The organism is Streptomyces europaeiscabiei, assembly GCF_036346855.1.
GTDB lineage: Bacteria > Actinomycetota > Actinomycetes > Streptomycetales > Streptomycetaceae > Streptomyces > Streptomyces europaeiscabiei.
The window spans coordinates 4,567,769-4,586,576 of record NZ_CP107841.1 but is presented as its reverse complement, the minus strand read 5'-3'; the positions used below and the strand labels follow the sequence as shown (position 1 = coordinate 4,586,576).

Here is an 18,808-nt window from a genome sequence, read left to right as displayed (position 1 = left end):
GCGAACTCCTCGCGTGTTACTTGACGGTAAGGAATGATGGCGGGCGACCGTCCACACGGGCAGGGGCTGAGGCAGCTGTGACGACTTTCGACGAACGGACCATCGTGCACGCTTTCCGGGACGACGCCCTGGGAGAACACGACGCAGTCGGTCTCGCCGCGGCGATCCGCCGCGGCGAGGTCTCCCCCGCCGAGGCGGCCCGGGACGCCGCGGAGCGGGTGCGGGCGGTCGACGCACGGCTGGGCGCGGTCCAGGTGCACGTCGGCAGCCCGGCGCACGCCGCCGGAACGGGCGGCGCCTTCGCCGGGGTGCCGACCTTCGTCAAGGACAACACCGACTACCAGGGGCTGCCCACGGGCCACGGCAGCAGCGCCTTCCGGCCGAGGGCGGCGCGGCGGCACGCACCGTTCACCCACCAGCTCCTGAGCAGCGGCGTCACGGTGCTGGGAAAGACCCGGCTGCCCGAGTTCGGGTTCAACGCGAGCACCGAGTACGACGGTGCGGAGCCGGTGCGCAACCCATGGAACACGGGCTACTCGGCGGGCGGTTCGTCGGGCGGCAGCGCGGCACTGGTCGCCGCCGGTGCCGTGCCGATCGCGCACGCCAACGACGGCGGTGGCTCGATCCGGATTCCCGCGGCCTGCTGCGGACTCGTCGGCCTCAAACCGACTCGTGGCCGCGTCGTGCCAAGTGACCTGGGCCGCCGGCTGCCGATCGACATCGTCTCCGACGGAATCGTGAGCCGTTCCGTGCGGGACACCGCCGCGTTCCTCGCCGCTGCGGAGACGCACCGGCGGAGTTCCGGACTGCCGCCCCTCGGCCTGGTCGAAGGCCCCTCGGAGCGCCGGTTGCGCATCGGGTTCCTGCTGGACTCCCCGAACGGAGTTCACTCCGACGCCGCGACCCGGGCGGCGGTCACGGAGACCGTGGCCACGCTCGGACGGCTCGGACACACTGTGGAGCCGGTGGAGTTGGACATGGACCCGAACTTCACCGACGACTTCCTCACGTACTGGGGGATGCTGTCCTTCCTCCTCGGTGCCACGGGCCGGACCCTCGGCGCGGACTTCGACCGGCGCCGCATGGACGGCCTCAGCCGGGGGCTGCGCGAGGACTATCTGCGGAACTGGCGGCGGACTCCCGGCGTGCTGCGACGGTTGAAGCGCACGAAGGAGGCGCACGCGGCGTCCTTCAGCCGGCTCGACCTCGTGCTGTCGCCCGTGCTCGCCCACACCACGCCACCGATCGGCCACCTCAGCCCGGCCGTTCCCTACGCCGAGCTGATCGAGCGGCTCCTCGCGTATGTGGCGTTCACACCCCTCGACAACATCGTCGGCACCCCGTCGCTCTCGATGCCCGCCGCGAGCGGGACGACGGACGGGCTGCCCATCGGCGTCATGTTCTCCGCCCACCCCGGAGGTGAACGGAAGCTCCTGGAGATCGCGTTCGAACTGGAGGCCGACCGGCCCTTCCGGCGCATCCAGGACCAGTGACATCGGCGCCGTCCGCCGATCCGACAAGGGCGGCCCACCCGGGCCCGGACGTACCTCGTAGGGCCCGCCGCCGGCTTCGGGCCGCCTCCCCGGCCGTTTCCGGGCCGCACGAGGCGGCCTGAGGGACGCACGAGGCGGCCTGAGGGATGCGCGCGCGGCAACGTACTTGCCCCGTGCCCTCCCGCATCCGACCTGGCGTGCCTTCCTGGACGGGGCCGAGGGCGACTCCTGGCCCCGCCTCTTTTGTCGCTTCGCCACCTCGACACAGTTCTCGTCTCCAGAGGGACGCCTCAACACGCCTGCCCCGACGCCCGAGTTCTGTCCCCGAGCACCGAAGCGTGATGCGGGCCGCATCCATGAGTTTCGGCTCCCCCTGCGTGCTGGTCGAACCGTCGGCCAGGGCCCGGGAAGTGGGTCTCGACGCGGGCACGACGGTGAACTACACGGCGACGACCCGGATGGGCTGGGGCGAGCGTCAGATCACGGTGCCGGAGAACGCCCGGCGCTGAGCGGGAGTGGGTCCTGTTGCCAGGCCTCGTGCCAGGCCTCGTGCCAGGCCGAACGCCGCGGACGGTGTTGGGCGTTCTGGCTGCGACCATCCCGACCCGATCGTGGACCTCTCCGACGGCCTCACCCGCTTCGAACGGGCCCGCAGCCTTGCCGAAGCCTGAGATCATCCGGCATGGACACAAGAAAGGTGCTGACGGACTATGCGACGACCGGCGGCGTCGGCGTCCTGAGGCCCGGAGTCACGCTGGACGCCGTCACCGAGGTACTCGGACCGCCGGTCGAGGCCGACTACTTCCCAAACCCGAAGGGGATCTGGCCCCGGACCTTCGCGTACGGGGACGTGCGCCTCGAAGTGTGCGGCTGTCGCGAGATCTTCCAGGTCGCGCTGAGCACCTGGACCGGGACGGTGGACGTGCCGACCGGGCGGCGGGGGAAGACGGTGACCCTCGCGTCGGAGGTCACGTTCGGGGAGCTGAAGGAGTTGCTCGGTGCGGCCGGGGTGGAGGGGGAGGTGCGGACGTCCCCCACGCTGACCGACCAACTCACCGTCGTCGTCGGGGAGTACCCACAGGAGGTCGCCTACACCTTCGTCGTCCCGGACCCCGCCGCGCCGGACAACGCCACCCTGCACAGCGTGATCGCGAAGGATCTCGACCACACCTGCCAGTCGTCCTCCTCCTCGACCCCCGTACACGAGCAACACGCCTCCACGTGATGTCGCCAGTGGCTAAGCTGTGGGCATGCACATGCAAACACGGGGGCGTGGACTGAAGTTCGCGTCGATGACAGCGGTTGTCGTACTCGCCCTGTCCGGGTTCTCGGCAGGCCGAGGCCACGGCGGCACCAGCTCCAGCGGCGGTGGAAGCGGCGACGGCGGTGGCGGCTGCAGCTCTTCCTCCCAGGACCACGACACGTCGTCCTCGTCCTCGGGCGGCAGTTCGTCCGGGCTGGGCAAGAGCTACGACTATGACGACGACTATGACGACGACTACGACGACTCGTCCACCGGGGGCACCGGTTCGGGCGCGGACCAGTTGGAGCCGGCGACCGTGCGGTTGGTGAAGTGCGCGACTGTGAAGGAGCCGTACGCCACCGTCGAGGTGACCAACCCCAATCCGAGTGACGCCGCGTTCTGGGTCGATGTCTCGTTCAAGGACGGGAACGGGGCCACGATCAAGGACGAGACCTGGAAGATCGACGTGCTCGCCGACGACAAGGTGACCGTCGACATCGAGATGGCGAGGAAGAGCATGGCGTCGTCGCTCGACCACTGCGTGGCGGAGCCGGAGGCCGAGCCGATCAGCTGAGCCGGTCCAGCCGGTCCAGCCGGTTCAGCCGGTCCAGCCGGTTCAGCCGGTTCAGTTGGTCCAGTTGGGTGAGTGGTTGCGTCGGTTGAGTCAGGTGGGGCGAGGGCTCACCGCACCCGGTACCCGCCAGGTCGCCGCCCTGTGAACAGCTCCGCCTGCCGTTCGCCCGGCAGGTTGCCCAACGAGACGAGGTGCGGGGCGTACGCGAGGGCGTGCGCCCGTGCCGCCTCCCGGGCGGCCCAGCAGGACCGGACCGTGCCCTGGACGGCCTCCGGCGGATACCCGGCGATCACCTCGGCGCACCGCACGGCGGCGGCGACGGCCTCGCCGGGGTCCGTCACCTCCGACACGAGCCCCACCTCGTACGCCCGGTGGGCCGACATCCGCTCGGCGGTGCCCATCAGCGCCATCCGCGCGGCCTCCCCGTACGGCATCCGCTGGGCCATGAGGATCGACTCGAAGGCGCTGACCATGCCGTAGGTGGTGTGGGGGTCGAAGAAGGTCGCGGAAGAGTCGGCGACGAGGAAGTCGGACTCGCCGAGGAGGTAGAAGGCGCCGCCGCACGCCATGCCGTTCACCGCCGCGATCAACGGTTTCCAGAGGTCGTTGGACTTCGGGCCGACCCTGAGGAGGGGGTCCTCGATCGTGTACGGTGAGTTCGGTTGGGGGACGGCCCTCGCCGCGTCACGGTCGAGGCCCGTGCAGAAGGCGCGGTCGCCGGCGCCGGTCAGGACGATGGCCCGTACGGTGTCGTCGTATCGCAACTCCCTCCAAAGCAGAGTCAGTTGCTCCGCCGTCGGCAGATCGATCGCGTTCAGCTTCTCCGGGCGGTCCAGGGTGAGGAGTGCCACGCCCGTGTCCTTGTCCGTCGTCGTGCGCAGGGTCACGGTCGCTCCAGTACCCATTGGGGGAGGCCGGTGGCGGTGAAGACCACCTGGACCCGCGCGCCGATGCGGAGGCGTGCGACGGGGACGGAGTCGAGGCGGGCACCCGGCCCGCTCACCAGGTTGCCGACGAGGCGGATGCGGGGGGCGTCGGTCAGTTCGACGAGGATGACGTTGTACGGGGCCTGCTCGGCGTAGTCGGGGAGCAGGGGCGGGTGGGGGAGGACGTACGACCAGATCCGGCCCCGGCCGCTGACCTGGCGCCATTGCGTCGCGAAGGAGCGGCAGTGCGGGCAGCAGGGGCGGGGCGGGAAGCGGAGTTCGCCGCAGTCGGCGCAGGCCTGGATGCGCAGTTCTCCTTGGGCGGCGTACTCCCAGAAGGGGGCTCCGTCGTCGTCCACGACAGGGGTCAGCATGGGGGTCAACTCCTCAGTTCCGAAGCAGCAGGGCCGACGTCGGTACCCCTTCGCCCGCCGTGACCAGGCAGGTCGCCGCCCCCGGTACCTGGGCGGTGCTCGTGCCGCGCAGTTGCCGTACGCCCTCGGTGATCAGGTTGAAGCCGTGTACGTACGCCTCGCTGAGGCCGCCCCCGGAGGTGTTGACGGGCAGCCGGCCGCCGCTCTCCAGGGCGCCGCCCTCGGTGAACGCGCCGCCCTCGCCACGCGCACAGAACCCGTACCCCTCCAACGACAACGGGATCAGGGCGGTGAACGCGTCGTAGATCTGGGCGACGTCGATGTCGTCCGGGGTGACGTCCGCGTGCTTCCAGAGGTGCCGGGCGGCGGTCCAGGCGGGGCCGGTCAGCGGGTCGTCGTTCCAGTAGTTGACCATGCCGTGGTGCTGGGCGGGCAGGCCCTGGGCGGCGGAGTGGACGTAGACGGGGGTCCGGCGGCAGTCGCGGGCGCGCTCGGCGGAGACGAGGACGCATGCCAACGCCCCGTCCGTCTCCAGGCAGTTGTCGAAGAGGCAGAGGGGTTCGCTGATCCAGCGGGAGTTCATGTACATCTCGCGGGTCAGCGGGCGCTCGTACATGATCGCGGCGGGGTTCTGGTTCGCTCTGTTCCGGCAGGCCAGGGCGACGTTGAAGAGGTGGTCGCGGGTCGTGCCGTACTCGTGCATGTGGCGGCGGGCGAGCATGGCTATCTCGTCGGCGGGGCGCAGCAGGCCGTAGGGGCGGGTCCACTGGGCCGGGGTGGGGAGTTGGACTGCCGTGTTCTTCCACGGGCGGGGGCCCGATCCGCGTTTCCGGGACCGCCAGGCGACGCCGACGGTGGCCTGCCCGGTCGCGATCGCGGCGGCCAGATGCGCGACCGTGGCGCACGAACCGCCGCCGCCGTAGCCGACCTTGCTGAAGAAGGTGAGGTCCCCGAGGCCGAGCGCCTTGGCGACCTCGACCTCGTCCGTCTCCTCCATCGTGTAGGAGGCGAGCGCGTCGACCTCGTCCGGGGCGATTCCCGCGTCGTCGAGGGCGGCGAGGATCGCCCGGCACGCCAACGCCCTTTCGGTCTCGGCCAGTTGTTTGGCGAAGGGGGTCTGGCCGATACCGACGATCGCTGTCGCGTCCTTGAGCACGGCCAGGGGAGCCATGGGGGCCATGGGGGCACACCTCCGCACAGGGGCATGGGCCAGGGACTGTCCGGCTTGACGGCAGCCGAGTCTGTCCGGCGGCGGACGGCTGCTGACAGTCCGTCAGGGTACAGCTAATCTGACGGGTAGTCAGCTAGTGCTGGGACACTGGTTCTCGGGTACGGAGGCCTGTTGTGCGCGGTGACTTGGATGGGCGCGGTGGTGACTCGGACGGGCGCGGTGACGTGGAGTGGGGGACCGTCCCGGGGCTGGTCCGCTCGGCCGTCGAGCGGTTCGGCGGGGTCGAGGCCGTCGTCGACGGGCGTACGCGGGTGTCGTACGCGGAGCTGGGCGCGCGGGTGGAACGCGCGGCGGCCGCGTGCGTCGCGAACGGGGTCGGGGTCGGCGACCGGGTCGCCCTCTGGGCGCCGAACTCCCTCGACTGGATCGTCTCCGCGCTCGGCGCCGTCTCGGCGGGCGCGGTGCTCGTCCCGCTGAACACCCGCTTCAAGGGCGGCGAAACGGCGGACGTCCTGGCGCGCAGCCGGGCGAAGCTGCTGTTCATCACCGGGACGTTCCTGGGGACGTCGTACGTGGCCTCGCTGCGGCGGGCCGCGGGCGCGGACGGCGGCCGGCTGCGGGCGCCGGGGGCCGGGAGCGTGTGCGAGCGGCCGGGCCCGCTGCCCGGACTCCCGCACCTGGAGCAGGTGGTGGTGCTGTCGGACGACGCCCCCGCCGACTTCCGCACCTGGAAGGACTTCCTCGCGAGCGGCGACGGGGTCGGGGTGGGGGAGGTGCGGGAGAGGTCGGCCCGGCTCACGGGGGACTCCCCCTCCGACATCATCTTCACCTCCGGTACCACCGGCCGCCCCAAGGGCGCGGTGATCACGCACGCGCAGACCCTGCGGGCGTACGAGGTGTGGAGCGAGCTGGCCGGGCTCCGGCAGGGCGACCGCTACCTCATCGTGAACCCCTTCTTCCACACCTTCGGCTACAAGGCGGGAATCATCGCGTGCCTCATGCGGGGCGCGACGATGATCCCGCAGCCGGTGTTCAACGTGGAGACGGCGATGGCCAACGTGGCGGCGGAGCGCGTCTCCGTCCTCCCCGGCCCGCCCACCCTCCACCAGTCCCTCCTGGACCACCCCGCCCGCGGCGACTACGACCTGAGCGCCCTGCGCCTGGTGGTGACGGGCGCGGCGGTGGTGCCGCTCCAACTGGTCGAGCGGCTGCGGGCGGAGCTGCGCGTGGACACCGTCCTGACGGCGTACGGCCTGTCCGAGGCCTCCGGCATCGTCACGATGTGCCGGCGCGGCGACGAGCCGTCGGTGATCGCGTCGACGTCCGGGCGGGCGGTCCCGGGGACGCAGGTGCGGGTCGTCGACCCGCTGGGGAAGGCCCTGTCGGCCGGTTCCCCCGGGGAGGTGCTGGTCCGCGGCTTCAACGTCATGCGGGGCTACTTCGAGGACCCCGCCGAGACCGCCCGTGCCGTCACGGCCGACGGCTGGCTCCGCACCGGTGACGTCGGCGTCCTCGACGACGCCGGCAACCTCCGTATCACCGACCGGATCAAGGACATGTTCATCGTCGGAGGCTTCAACGCGTACCCGGCCGAGATCGAGCAACTCCTCGGCCTCCACCCGGACGTGGCCGACGTGGCGGTCGTCGGCGTCCCGGACACCCGGCTGGGCGAGGTCGGCAAGGCGTACGTCGTCCGCCGCCCGGGGTCCCTGGTCACCGCCGACGACCTCATCGCCTGGTCCCGGCGCGAGATGGCCAACTACAAGGTGCCGAGGGCGGTGGACTTCGTGCGGGAGCTGCCGAGGAACGCGAGCGGGAAGGTGGTGAAGGGGGAGTTGCGGGGGAGATGAGGGGGCGCCGACGTAGGGGCTCGTGCGTGCCGGGCGCCGAGGCGGGCTGGGCGCCGAGGTGGGCTGGGCGCCGAGGTGGGCTGGGCGCCGAGGTGGGCTGGGCGCCGAGGTGGGCTGGGGGCGGGCCGACGCCGGGCCGGGGGCCTGTGCCGGGCCGAGCGTCTGTGTCGGGCCGTGGGCCTGTGCCGGTCGTTCCCGGTCGAGCGGCTCGTGGGTGCGCGGCTGTCGGTTTCGGCTGCTTCGCCGACGCGTCCCCGACGTGGGGGCTCGTGCGTGCCGGGCGCCGAGGTGGGCTGGAGGCGGGCCGCCGCCGGGCCGGGGGCCTGTGTCGGGCCGTGGGCCTGTGCCGGGCTGAGCGTCTGTGTCGGGCCGTGGGCCCGTGTCGGTCGTTCCCGGTCGAGCGGCTCGTGGGTGCGCGGCTGTCGGTTTCGGCTGCTTCGCCGACGCGTCCCCGGCCCGGTCACGACTCGCGGGTGAACGGCTTTCCGTCAGACGTTTGCCGGGCGGCCGATTCCCGGTCGAGGGACTTCCGGGCGGCTGCGTGGAGGTCGTGGATCTCGTCCATGGCCTCGCGCCAGGCGGGGTCGTCGTGGTCGACGGTCCGCGCGGTGTGCTCGGCGGCGCGCAGCCGGGCGGCCGAGGCGGGGATCCTGGCGATCTCGACGGTCACGGCCCAGGTTTCGAGGAACCGGGTGATGGGACCCAGGCCGCCCGTGTGTGCCGCCAGGGTGATGGCCTCGTCCTTCTGCCGTTCCATCTCCCGCAGGCGGTGGGGGGCCACCTGTGCAAGGGCCCCACGCAGTGTGGCGGGTGTTCTTTCCGGCCGTGGGACGACGGGCTCACCGGGTTCGACTTGCGCTGAGATCATCCTGGCCCTTCTCCGGATCGGGTGTGTGGCTCCCGCCGCGGGAACTGCCGAGGCTGCCGGACCGGCCCGAGGCCCGGACATGCCTCGGCCGCGGTGGCTCCCCCTCCGCGCCACCGCGGCCGATCCCCGTCGGGATGGAAGGTCTGGTCGTGCTACTTGCCGCCCAGGTCCAGGGCGGGCGGGGCCGGCATCGGGTAGTCCTTGGTGGTGATGGCGTCCGGGTCCGCCGGCGGGGCCGGCATCGGGTAGTCCTGCGTCGTGATGGCGTCCGAGTCCGGCGCGGGCGGCGCGGGCATCGGGTAGTCCTGCGTGGTGATGGGCTCGTCCGCGTTCGCCTCGTCAGGCGCGACCGCGTCCTTCTTCTTGTCGCTCATGGGCTTGACTTCCTTCACTGTGCTGACGAGTGAGGAACGCCCGTCCAGAAGCTCCCCCGAGGGCCGCTGGACGGGCGTCCGGAACCGCACCCTAACCGGGGAGGCTCCTGGTCAGACCGCCTGCCCCCCGACGCGACGGTGTGACACATACGAGAGTGCCGGGGAGAGATAAACGAATGCTGAACGCTCGCGACCGGTTCGTGGGGAGGGGAGCGACCGGCTCGTGGGAAGCAGGGCGACCGCCTCGCGGCAAGGAGGGGCGATCGCCTCGCGTAAGGAGGGCGACCGCCTCGTGGGGACAGGGGCGTTCACGCCGCCGTGGCCGGCGTGAGCAGGGCGCGTACCTCGGCGGTCTCCGGAGCGCCGCAGCATTCGTAGAGGCTCAGCGCCTCCTGCCAACAGGCCCTTGCCCGGTCCACCTGGCCCAGCGCGGAGAGCGTCCGTCCGAGAAGCGTCAGGACGTTGCCCCGCATGCGGTCACCGCCGATGCAGCCGAGCGCGAGGGCCTGTTCGGCGTGCCGGGCCGCCTGGGCGGGGCGACGGGCCGCCAGATGCACCTCGGCGATGCGGAAGTTGGTCGTGCCCTCCCAGAGCCGTTGCCGGTGTTCGCTGAGGATGCCCAGCGCCTCGGAGAACTGGACGAGGGCCTCCGCGTGCCGACCGGCCCTGTTCAGGGTGATGCCCATGGCGTAGTGGCTGTTGCCGAGCCGCAGCGTCCGGCCGATGTCGATGTGCAGCGCGAGGCCGCGCCGTGCGATCTCGACCGCCTTTTCGACGTCGTCCATGCCCAGGTGCGCTCGGGAGAGATTGCCGAGGCAGGTCGCCTCGAAGGGTCGGTTGCCGGCTGCCCGTAGACCCTTGAGGGCCCGCTCGAAGAAAACCTTGCCGTCCGGGTACCGGCCCTGGTGCAGGCAGATGAGCCCCAGATCGTTGGCTGCCCAGCTGACGGCGGTGTCGTCCTGCGCGGCGGACGCGAGATCCAGGGCGGTCTGTGCTTCTTTCTCAGCCTGTTGGATACGCCCGTTGACCAGCAGGACGTTGGTGAGCGTCGTCCGCGCCCTGCCCTCCGCGCGCGTATCCCCCGCGGCCCGCGTGGCATCGCACATCGCCCGCGCGGTCGTCTCGTACTGGTGGGAGTTGGCCCCCGACTCCGTCAGGTCGTTGGCCGCCCACAGCAGGTCCACCGCCCGCCGCAACCGGTCCGACCCCGCCCCTTGCCGCGCACACGCAAGGAGGCAGGCCGCCTCCGTGTAGAGCCAGTCCAGGGCCGCGGAGCCCTCGGTGAAGCGCAGCCCGGGGTACTCGGTGGGCTCCAGGTGGTCCACCAGACGGTCACCGGGGCGTTCGATGGCGTAGACCTCGGCCGCCGTGGCCAGGTAGAAGTCCAGCAACCGCGACATCGCCGCGTCCCTCCCCCACTGCCCGGAAGACGTGGGAGGTGCCCCCACGCCCGGCGGCTGTTCGTCCCGTTCGGCGCATGCACGCGCGTAGAGGCGGACCAGGTCGTGGAAGCGGTAGCGGCCCGGCGCTGCCGACTCCAGGAGGGAGGTGTCGACGAGGATCTCCAGCAGATCCTCGGTGTCGTCCGGCGACAGGTCCAGTACGGCTGCCGCGGCGGCCAGGGAGATGTCGGGACCGTCGGCCAGGCCCAGGAGGCGGAACGCGCGCGCCTGGGCGGGCTCCAACTGACCGTAACCCAGCTCGAAGGTGGCCTTGACGGCCAGGTCGCCGGCCTGGAGTTCGTCGAGTCGGCGGCGCTCGTCGGCCAGCTTCGCCGCCAGCACCGACACGGTCCACGTCCTGCGCGCCGCCAGCCGCGACGCGGCGATCCGAATGGCCAGCGGAAGGAAACCGCAGGCCGCGACCACGTCGAGCGCGGCCTTGCGCTCCGAGGCGACCCGCTCCTCACCGACGATCTTCGTGAAGAGCTGGAGGGCCTCGTCGGGGGACATCACGTCCAGGTCGACGAGATGCGCCCCGGCCAGGTCCACCATCCGCACCCGGGCCGTCACGAGCGCCGCGCAGCCCGCCGTGCCCGGCAGCAGCGGCCGCACCTGGGCCGCGTCCCGCGCGTTGTCCAGCAGCACCAGCACCCGGCGGCCGTCCAGGACCGAGCGGTACAGCGCGGCCCGCTCCTCCAGGGAGTCGGGGATCGCCGAGTCGGCCGTACCGAGGGCGCGCAGGAAAGAGCCCAGCACCGTCTCAGGTTCCGCCGGGCGCGCGCCGGCGCCCTGCAGGTCCACGTACAGCTGCCCGTCCGGGAACGCGCCGCGAGCCTCGTGGGCCACGTGCACCGCGAGGGTCGTCTTGCCCACGCCGCCTATGCCGGCCAGCGCGGACACGGCCATCACACGGCCCTCCGCGGCGGAGGCCGCCGAGAGCACCTCGCTCAGCTCGGCCACGAAGGACGACCGCCCGGTGAAGTCCGGCACGGATGCCGGGAGTTGGGCGGGGCGGACGGGCGCGGCGGCCGGCTCGGGAGCGATCGGGGCCGAGGGCTCCGCGAGGCCGGGGTCCGCTTGCAGGATGCGCTGCTGCAGATCCCGCAGACCCGGGCGCGGGTCCACGCCGAGTTCGTCGGCGAGCAGGCGGCGCGTGTCGGCGTACACCGCGAGGGCCTCCGCCTGCCGCCCGCTCCGGTACAGCGCCAGCATCTGCAGTTCACGCAGACGCTCCCGCAGAGGGTGCGCGGCGGTGAGTGCGGTCAGCTCGGACACCGCCTCCGCGTGGCAGCCCTGCTCCAGGTCCATGTCGAGGCGCGTCTCGACCAGTTGGAGACGCCATTCGTCGAGCCGGGCCCGCTGGGTTTCCGCGTACGGCCCCGGAACATTCGCCAGGACCTCGCCGTCCCACAGCCCCAGCGCCTTGTTCAGCAGGCGGCGGGCATGGCACAGATCCCCGGAGTTCTTGGCCTTCTCGGCGTCGGTGGCCAGTTCCTGGGCCACGGCGAGGTCCAGCGCGCCGCCGGACAGCGCGCGGACCGCGTAGCCGCCGGACTCGCTGACCAGCACACCGGGGAGCACCTTGCGCAGCCGCGAGGCGTACGTCCGGACGGCAGCCAGTGCCTGCGACGGCGGATCGTCGCCCCACAGCGCGTCGATCAGCTCGCTCGCGGTGGCCGTGCGGCCCTCACGCAACAACAGTGCGGCGAGCAGGGCGCGTTGCTGGGGCGAACCGGTGGCGAGAGGCTCGGCTCCGCGCCAGGCCCGCACGGGACCGAGCACGGCGAAGCGCAATTCGGCCGCGGCCTGGGGGTCCGGTTCCGGAATCCGGGCGTCCACGGCACCCCTCTGCTCCGGTACGCGCGGCACTCCGATCTCCGGCACTCCCGGTTCACCACCCATCGACGCCCCCCAAGCTGCCTGGCAACCAGGCCAGTTTGCCTTGTTCATGGCGGATCCGTCAGCCGTGGGGGAGGGCGATCACAGGTAGCCACGCGGGATGTCACCAGGTCCACACAGGCTCTCCACGCGCATTCGCGCCCCGATGCCCGTCCGCCACCTGGTGTGTCCCGGCGTGTCCCGGCCATTCCGGCCGGCGTCGGTGCCGCACGGAGCGGCTCACGCGGTGGCGTGCGGAGAGCGGACGCCAGATTACTGACGGGTCGTCAGATCAGCGCTACCGTGACGGACATGGACACCTTGGAGACGAGCGCCACGGATCCCACCACCACCTTCCCGAAGATCATCTCCGTCGACGACCACACGGTGGAGCCGCCGAACGTCTGGCAGGACCGGCTGCCGAAGAAGTACCTCGACATCGGGCCCCGCGTGGTCCGCGCGCCGCTGAAGGAGATGACGTTCCTCGGCGGGCGCTTCAAGCCCGTCATGGGCGCCCCCGGCGACGACGGCCCGATCGGCGACTGGTGGGTCTACGAGGACCTGCACCGCCCGCTGACCCGCCTGGACACGGCGGTGGGATACAGCCGGGACGAGATCAAGCTGGAGATCATCACCTACGAGCAGATGCGCCCCGGCTCGTACGACGTGCCGCAGCGCCTCGCGGACATGGACGTCAACCACGTCCAGTCGGCCCTGTGCTTCCCGACCTTCCCGCGCTTCTGCGGGCAGACGTTCACCGAGGCCGCCGACCATGAGCTGGGGCTGCTCGGGGTCCGGGCGTACAACGACTGGATGGTGGAGGAGTGGTGCGGGCCGCAGGCTCAGGGGCGGCTCATCCCCCTCACCCTCATCCCGCTCTGGGACGCGGAGTTGGCGGCGGCGGAGGTGCGGCGCAACGCGGCCCGGGGGGTCCGGGCCGTGGCCTTCTCCGAGATACCCCCGCACCTGGGCCTCCCCTCCGTCCACACCGACGAGTGGGACCCCTTCCTCGCCGCCTGCGACGAGACCGGCACGGTCGTGGCGATGCACATCGGGTCGTCGAGCCGGATGCCGTCCACCTCCGCGGACGCGCCGCCCGCCGTCGGGTCCACGATCACCTTCGCCAACTGCTGCTTCTCGATGGTCGACTGGCTGATGAGCGGCAAGTTCGAGCGCTTCCCGAACCTCAAGGTCATGTACGCCGAGGGTCAGATCGGCTGGATCCCGTACATCCTGGAGCGCGCGGACGTCGTGTGGGAGGAGAACCGGGGCTGGGGAGGCGTCGCCGACAAGGTCCACCGCCCGCCGTCGGAGCTGTTCGCCGACCACGTCTACGGCTGTTTCTTCGACGACGCGTTCGGGCTGAAGAACCTCGACGCGATCGGCGTGGGGAACGTGTTGTACGAGACCGACTACCCCCACTCCGACTCCACCTGGCCCGAGTCGCGGCAGGTCGGCGAGGCGCAGATGGGGCACCTGGAGCCGGAGGTCGTCGACCGCATCGTGCGACGCAACGCGATCGAGCTGCTCGGGCTCACGGAGGAGGGGCTCTGGGCGGGGCCGACGACCGTCTGAGGGTTGGGGGAGTGAGGGCGAGGGATCGGGTGCGTGGTCGGTGCGGGTCCGGTGGGGGCTGGTCGCGCAGTTCCCCGTGCCCCTAAAGGATTCAGGCCCCTGCGGGCCTGAAAAGCACGGGGCGCAGCCCCTGCTTCTCAGGGGCGCGGGGAACTGCGCGAGAAGCCCCACCGGACCCGCGTCTTGGGGGTCGAAGGGGCGCAGCCCCTTGAGGATGGGACGGGTAGGGGCGGCGGGGGCGCAAACCGTCGGTCATGTCAGCCGCTGCCGATTCCCGCACGAAGGAAGTACAGCACCGTCATCGCCACCGCCGTGCCCAGGACGATGCCCCGAAGCGCACGCGCCGGCAGGCGGAGGGCGAGGCGCGCCCCGCCGAAACCGCCCGCGACGGCGCCGACGAGCATGGCGGCGAGGAGCAGCGGAGCGGTGAGCGCGTCCGAGGCGACGAGGAACAGCGCGGCGGCGCTGAGGTAGACGGCGGTGACCTGGGCGATCCGCATGGGGTTGCCCGTGGCGGGGTCCAGGCCTAGGCCGAGGCTCCACAGGGCCAGCATCAGGATGCCTACGGCTCCACCGAAGTACCCGCCGTACACGGAGAGCAGGAACTGTCCCGTCAGGAGGACCCGGGGCCCAAGGCCCGCCGCCCGTTCCGGCGCGGCGCCGAGCAGCCGCAGGGCGGGACGCCCGAAGGCGAGGACGACCGTCGCGAAGGCCAGCAGCCAGGGCACGGCGGCGTCGAACGAGGACGACGGCAGGACCAGCAGCAGGACCGCGCCGAGGCCACCGCCGAGCGCACTGGTCATGGTCAGTGCCCGCGTGGATGCCGCTCCGACCTGGGTGATCTCATGCCGGGAGACCCAGGCACCGGCCACCGAGCCGGGCAGCAGGGCGATGGTCGAGGCCGCGTTCGCCGTCACCGGGGGCAGGCCGGCCGCGACCAGGGCGGGCAGCGCCACGAACGTGCCCCCGCCGCCGACGGCGTTCAGCGTGCCGGCGGCGATACCGGCCAGCAGCACGAGGAGGATCTCCGACATCCCGCGAGCATCGCGGCCCGGACAAGGTTCCTGCAATGGGTCCACCATGCGCGATTCCCGCATTCAGCCTCTGCCCCTGCCATAGGCTGACGCGGTGCGCTACGACCTTGACGACCTGCGGCTCTTCCTCGGCATCGTGACGGAGGGCTCGATCACGGCGGGCGCCCGCCGGATGCATCTGAGCCTGCCGTCGGCCAGCGCGCGGGTGCGGTCCCTGGAACACCACGCCGGGGTGGCCCTGCTGATCCGGGGCCGGCGCGGGGTGCGGCCCACCCCGGCGGGGACCGCGCTGGCCCGCCACGCCCGCGAGGTCCTCGACCGCACGGCCCGCCTCGAAAGCGCCGTCGCCAGCTACGCGCGCCCCCGGACCGCGCCCCTGACCCTGCTGGGCGGCGGCTCCGCCCTGCACCGGCTGGTGCCGCGCGCCCTGGTCTCGTTCCTGCGGGCCCACCCGGACATCGACGTCACCGTCTCCGAGAGCCGCACGCCGCGCACCCTGCGGCTGCTCGCGGCCGGCGAGGCGGACCTCGGGGTCGTCGTCGACGACGAGGCCCGCGACCAGGGCCTCGACACGGAACCCCTCGGCGACGACTCCCTCGTCGTGGTCGGCCAGTCCGGCGGCATCCTCGCCGGGCGCACCGCGCTGACGTACAGCGAAGTGGCCGAGCACCCCCTCGTCGGCCTCGACGCCGACTCCTCGCTCCGCCGCTGGATCGAGAAACACCTCGGCCCGCACGCCCCCGCCGCCCGCCACCGCACCACCGTCGCCGACCTGGGCACTCTCGTCGCCCTCGCCTCCGCCGGAGTGGGCCTCGCCGTCGTACCCCGCCGTGCTCTGGACCCGGACCGGCAGCCGCTGGACGTGTGCGAACTGCGGGAGCCCTGGGCCCGCCGCCACCACCTGCTGGCCTGGGGCGCCAAGGCCCGCACCTCACCCGCGTCGACGGCGGCCGAGGCACTGGCCGAACACCTGCGACAGGCGGCCCGCTCCCTCCCGCCGAGGGGCATCGCCGAGACAGGCCCAGAAGGGGCCACGGGATGATCTTGATGTGAGATGTGGCCGCTGGAGCCCACGGTCGGCCCCAACTTCCGCTGTTTGCCTGGTGAGTTGGTGAATCAGCCGAAGTGATCTTCTTCATTGGAGATTCGCCCCGTGTCGGCTTGGCCGAGGCAGACGCAACCTCAGCACAACCCCTTTCTATTTTCTTGAATCTCCAGTCAAATAACGGCACTTGGATCACGTGCGTGTCGCGCGTTGCGCATGTCCCCGACCAAGCCCCCTTTTTTTGAGCCTGCAGCCTGCAGCCTGGCGCGTCACAGAAGGCCCCACAAGTGACCGACAGACCCTGGACGTCCAGGGCGGCGGCGACCCGTGTCGCCCTTGCCGCGGTGGCAACCACGTTCTCGGCCCTCGCGGTGGCACAGGCCGGCAAGTGGACGACTGCTCGTCCCCCCGGAAGGCGACGACCGCACGACGGGCGACTGAGCGGGCCGCCTACCCCAAGTCACCCGAGCGACGCTCTGACCTGGCACAGGACAAGGGCGAGCGTCGGCATGCGACCGCGCGCCGCGCCGCTGTTCCTCGATCCGACGGGGGCTGCCGGCCCACGACACCCGCCCCCGGCGCGGCGCACTCGACCCAGTGAGTCACTTCCCCCCGGCACGAGAGATCGCCACGCCAAGGAGATGTACATGTCCAATATGTCCAACCCGCCCATGAAGCGTCGCGCGTTCGTCCTCATCGGCGCCGCGGTCGCCATGGCAGCCGGCGCCCGAGCGTCGATGGCCGCCGCGGCGACCTCCCCGGCACCCGCCGGCACGCCGACGCCGGTCCGGATAGTCGACGACAGGGCGACCCCCGCCACCCGCGCACTGTTCGCGTACCTGAAGCGGCAGCAGGGCAAAGGCATCCTGTTCGGCCACCAGCACGACCTCACCTACGGCTTCACCTTCACCACCCCCGACGGCAAGGCGTCCGACACCAGAGCGGCGGTGGGCGACCACCCCGCGGTCTTCGGCTGGGACACCCTCGTCCTCGACGGCGACGAACGCCCCGGTACCCAGAACGGAACCGAAGCCGAGAACATCGCCGCGCTCACCCGGTGCATCCGGCAGGGGGACGCACGCGGCGGGATCAACACCCTCAGCGCCCACATGCCGAACTTCGTCACCGGCGAGAACTTCTACGACACCAGGGGCCAAGTGGTCGGCCAGATCCTTCCCGGAGGCGCGAAGCACGCGGACTTCAAGGCCTTCCTCGACCGCATCGCGAAGGCGGTCAAGGGCGCTCGGCGGCCGGACGGCACCGCGATCCCGGTCATCTTCCGTCCCTTCCACGAGAACAACGCGGGCTGGTTCTGGTGGGGCGCCGGCCATGCGACCTCGCGCGAGTACATCGAGTTGTACCGCTACACCGTCGAGTACCTGCGCGACACCAGGGGCGTTCACAACCTGCTCTACGCCTACTCGCCCAACTCCAGCTTCGGAGGCGACCCGACCGGCTACCTGAAGACCTACCCGGGCGACCGTTTCGTCGACATCCTCGGCTACGACTCCTACGACGAGAACGCCGGACCGACCCCCTGGCTGGACGGTCTGGTGAAGGACCTGGCGATGGTGGTCCGGCTGGCGAACGAGCGGGGCAAGGCTCCGGCCCTCACCGAGTTCGGGGAGGGCGGTACCGAGGCCCGCGACCCGCAGTGGTTCACCCGGCTGGCGCAGGCCATCGAGGCGGACCCCCTGGCCCGTCAGGTGACGTACATGCTCACCTGGGCCAACTTCGGAGGCACCAAGCGCGCCTATGTGCCGTACCCGGGCCACGTCCTGCTGCCGGACTTCGGCAAGTACCACCAGGACCCCTACACCCTGTTCGCCGCCGATCTTCGGGGGGTGTACTCCGCGCGCACCACCGCTGTCAGGAACGCCCCGCTCATGCACCTCGCGACCCCCACGGACCGACAGCGCGTGACGGGCCGCAGGACCACCGTCCGGGTACGTGTCACGCCCGCGAGGGCGAGCCGGGTCACCTACTCCGTGAACGGTGGACGCGCCAGGCCTCTGCGCCTCGACGCCGACGGCTTCTACTCGGGAGACTGGTCGATCGGCTCGGGCGACTGGCTGGCCGGCCCGTCCTCGCCGGGCAACCGCTCGGCGACCCTCACCGTGAGCGCACGGGTGGACGGCAGGACGCTCACCGACTCGGCCGTGGTCCTCCTCGGCGAGGTCGCGCCCCTGCCCGCCGGCTGGGTCGACGACTTCGAGGGCTACGCCGGGGACGACGCCGCCCTGAGCGAGGCGTACACCCACGTCAACTCCCACACCCTCACCCTGTCGGCCGACCACAAGTCCTCGGGCTCCTACGGACTGGCCTACGCGTACGACTTCTCCGGCGCCGCGTACACCGGCATGGGCAAGCCGGTCAACGCGGACTGGAACGCCTTCACCTCCCTCGCGCTGTGGCTGCGGGGCGACGGTTCCGCGAACGGCGGGGCGCTCCAGATCGTCGCCGGCGGAGTCGACTTCTGGTACCAGGTTCCGCTGTCCGACACGAACGGGCAGGAGGTCAGGGCACCCTTCAGCGAGTTCGCGCCCGCTCCCTGGGACACCGCAAACGCCGGAGCCGTGCTCGATGCGGCCCGTCTCGCCAAGGTGACGGCGTTCAACCTGTACCTCGTCCATGGAAGCGGAAGCGACGCGGCGACCAAGGGCGTCGTGCACGTGGACAACATCAGGGCCGAATGACGCACCCGCCACAGGGGGCGCCGCCGTCCGAGTCCGCTCGTGTGCGACTGCCGCGCGCCGCGCAGCCCGGTGCAGGGCTCCGACTGTCTCGGCGGTGCCCCTCCGGCGAAACCGCCCGCGCCCTCGCCCCGCAACGCCGTTGCCGCACCCCTTGTCTGACGGATCGTCAGATACGACGATGGGGCAGCCCAGTCGTCGGCCGGAAGTGGGGAAGTGACCGTGCGAACACCGCGAATGCCGGGAGCACTGGGAGCACTGGGAGCGC

At 71.7% G+C, this 18,808-nt stretch carries 15 protein-coding genes; 8 read left to right on the top strand and 7 right to left on the bottom strand.

The window, feature by feature from the left end; all coding sequences use genetic code 11:
* Window positions 1-77 precede the first annotated feature (77 nt).
* The 4 genes from OG858_RS19860 to OG858_RS19845 all read left to right on the top strand — a co-directional run bounded on the left by OG858_RS19860 (window position 78) and on the right by OG858_RS19845 (window position 3,310).
* The gene (locus OG858_RS19860) at window positions 78-1,493 is read left to right on the top strand and encodes an amidase (protein WP_086750572.1); all 1,416 of its coding nucleotides are present in this window, start codon (window positions 78-80) and stop codon (window positions 1,491-1,493) included.
* Window positions 1,494-1,834: 341 nt separating this feature from the next.
* Window positions 1,835-2,002, top strand: a complete 168-nt coding sequence (locus OG858_RS19855) for a hypothetical protein (protein ID WP_179201240.1) — start codon at window positions 1,835-1,837, stop codon at window positions 2,000-2,002.
* A 173-nt stretch (window positions 2,003-2,175) separates the two neighbouring features.
* On the top strand, window positions 2,176-2,718 hold the full coding sequence (locus OG858_RS19850) for a hypothetical protein (RefSeq protein WP_327744137.1): 543 nt from the start codon (window positions 2,176-2,178) through the stop codon (window positions 2,716-2,718).
* A 25-nt stretch (window positions 2,719-2,743) separates the two neighbouring features.
* Entirely contained in the window at window positions 2,744-3,310 is a 567-nt protein-coding gene (locus OG858_RS19845) for a hypothetical protein (RefSeq protein WP_319264737.1), read from the top strand.
* Window positions 3,311-3,417: 107 nt separating this feature from the next.
* Here the strand turns inward: OG858_RS19845 and OG858_RS19840 are convergent, their stop codons facing one another.
* From OG858_RS19840 to OG858_RS19830, 3 genes are read right to left on the bottom strand one after another with little or no spacing between them, the layout of a single operon-like run.
* Entirely contained in the window at window positions 3,418-4,197 is a 780-nt protein-coding gene (locus OG858_RS19840) for an enoyl-CoA hydratase/isomerase family protein (RefSeq protein WP_319321635.1), read from the bottom strand.
* Complete coding sequence (locus OG858_RS19835; protein WP_319066964.1) at window positions 4,194-4,610, bottom strand: Zn-ribbon domain-containing OB-fold protein; 417 nt, start codon at window positions 4,608-4,610, stop codon at window positions 4,194-4,196. Before OG858_RS19835 ends, OG858_RS19840 begins: the two co-directional genes overlap by 4 nt.
* 13 nt (window positions 4,611-4,623) lie before the next feature.
* The gene (locus OG858_RS19830) at window positions 4,624-5,781 is read right to left on the bottom strand and encodes a lipid-transfer protein (protein ID WP_319067074.1); all 1,158 of its coding nucleotides are present in this window, start codon (window positions 5,779-5,781) and stop codon (window positions 4,624-4,626) included.
* 173 nt (window positions 5,782-5,954) lie between these two features.
* Between OG858_RS19830 and OG858_RS19825 the strand changes: the two genes are divergently transcribed.
* Entirely contained in the window at window positions 5,955-7,631 is a 1,677-nt protein-coding gene (locus tag OG858_RS19825) for a fatty acid--CoA ligase family protein (RefSeq protein ID WP_319066963.1), read from the top strand.
* 460 nt (window positions 7,632-8,091) lie between these two features.
* Here OG858_RS19825 and OG858_RS19820 read toward each other — a convergent pair whose 3' ends face one another.
* The 3 genes from OG858_RS19820 to OG858_RS19810 all read right to left on the bottom strand — a co-directional run bounded on the left by OG858_RS19820 (window position 8,092) and on the right by OG858_RS19810 (window position 12,217).
* Window positions 8,092-8,499, bottom strand: coding sequence for a hypothetical protein (locus tag OG858_RS19820; RefSeq protein ID WP_086749869.1), 408 nt, complete (start codon window positions 8,497-8,499; stop codon window positions 8,092-8,094).
* 152 nt (window positions 8,500-8,651) lie between these two features.
* A complete protein-coding gene (locus OG858_RS19815) occupies window positions 8,652-8,873 on the bottom strand; it encodes a hypothetical protein (RefSeq protein WP_046706480.1) in 222 nt (73 codons plus the stop codon).
* Window positions 8,874-9,181: 308 nt separating this feature from the next.
* Window positions 9,182-12,217 carry an AfsR/SARP family transcriptional regulator gene (locus OG858_RS19810; protein WP_256960620.1) on the bottom strand — a complete coding sequence of 1,012 codons (3,036 nt, stop codon included), beginning with the start codon at window positions 12,215-12,217 and terminating at the stop codon, window positions 9,182-9,184.
* Between the two features lie 288 nt (window positions 12,218-12,505).
* Here OG858_RS19810 and OG858_RS19805 point away from each other — a divergent pair, with 288 nt between their 5' ends.
* Window positions 12,506-13,768 carry an amidohydrolase family protein gene (locus tag OG858_RS19805; RefSeq protein ID WP_328544662.1) on the top strand — a complete coding sequence of 421 codons (1,263 nt, stop codon included), beginning with the start codon at window positions 12,506-12,508 and terminating at the stop codon, window positions 13,766-13,768.
* Between the two features lie 257 nt (window positions 13,769-14,025).
* Here the strand turns inward: OG858_RS19805 and OG858_RS19800 are convergent, their stop codons facing one another.
* On the bottom strand, window positions 14,026-14,802 hold the full coding sequence (locus OG858_RS19800; RefSeq protein ID WP_319264729.1) for a sulfite exporter TauE/SafE family protein: 777 nt from the start codon (window positions 14,800-14,802) through the stop codon (window positions 14,026-14,028).
* A gap of 94 nt (window positions 14,803-14,896) precedes the next feature.
* Between OG858_RS19800 and OG858_RS19795 the strand changes: the two genes are divergently transcribed.
* Together OG858_RS19795 and OG858_RS19790 are read left to right on the top strand one after the other, a co-directional pair.
* Window positions 14,897-15,844: a LysR family transcriptional regulator gene (locus tag OG858_RS19795; RefSeq protein ID WP_319066960.1), complete on the top strand. Its 948-nt coding sequence runs from the start codon at window positions 14,897-14,899 to the stop codon at window positions 15,842-15,844.
* A gap of 650 nt (window positions 15,845-16,494) precedes the next feature.
* Complete coding sequence (locus OG858_RS19790) at window positions 16,495-18,543, top strand: glycosyl hydrolase (RefSeq protein WP_256960820.1); 2,049 nt, start codon at window positions 16,495-16,497, stop codon at window positions 18,541-18,543.
* The last annotated feature ends 265 nt before the right edge of the window (window positions 18,544-18,808 follow it).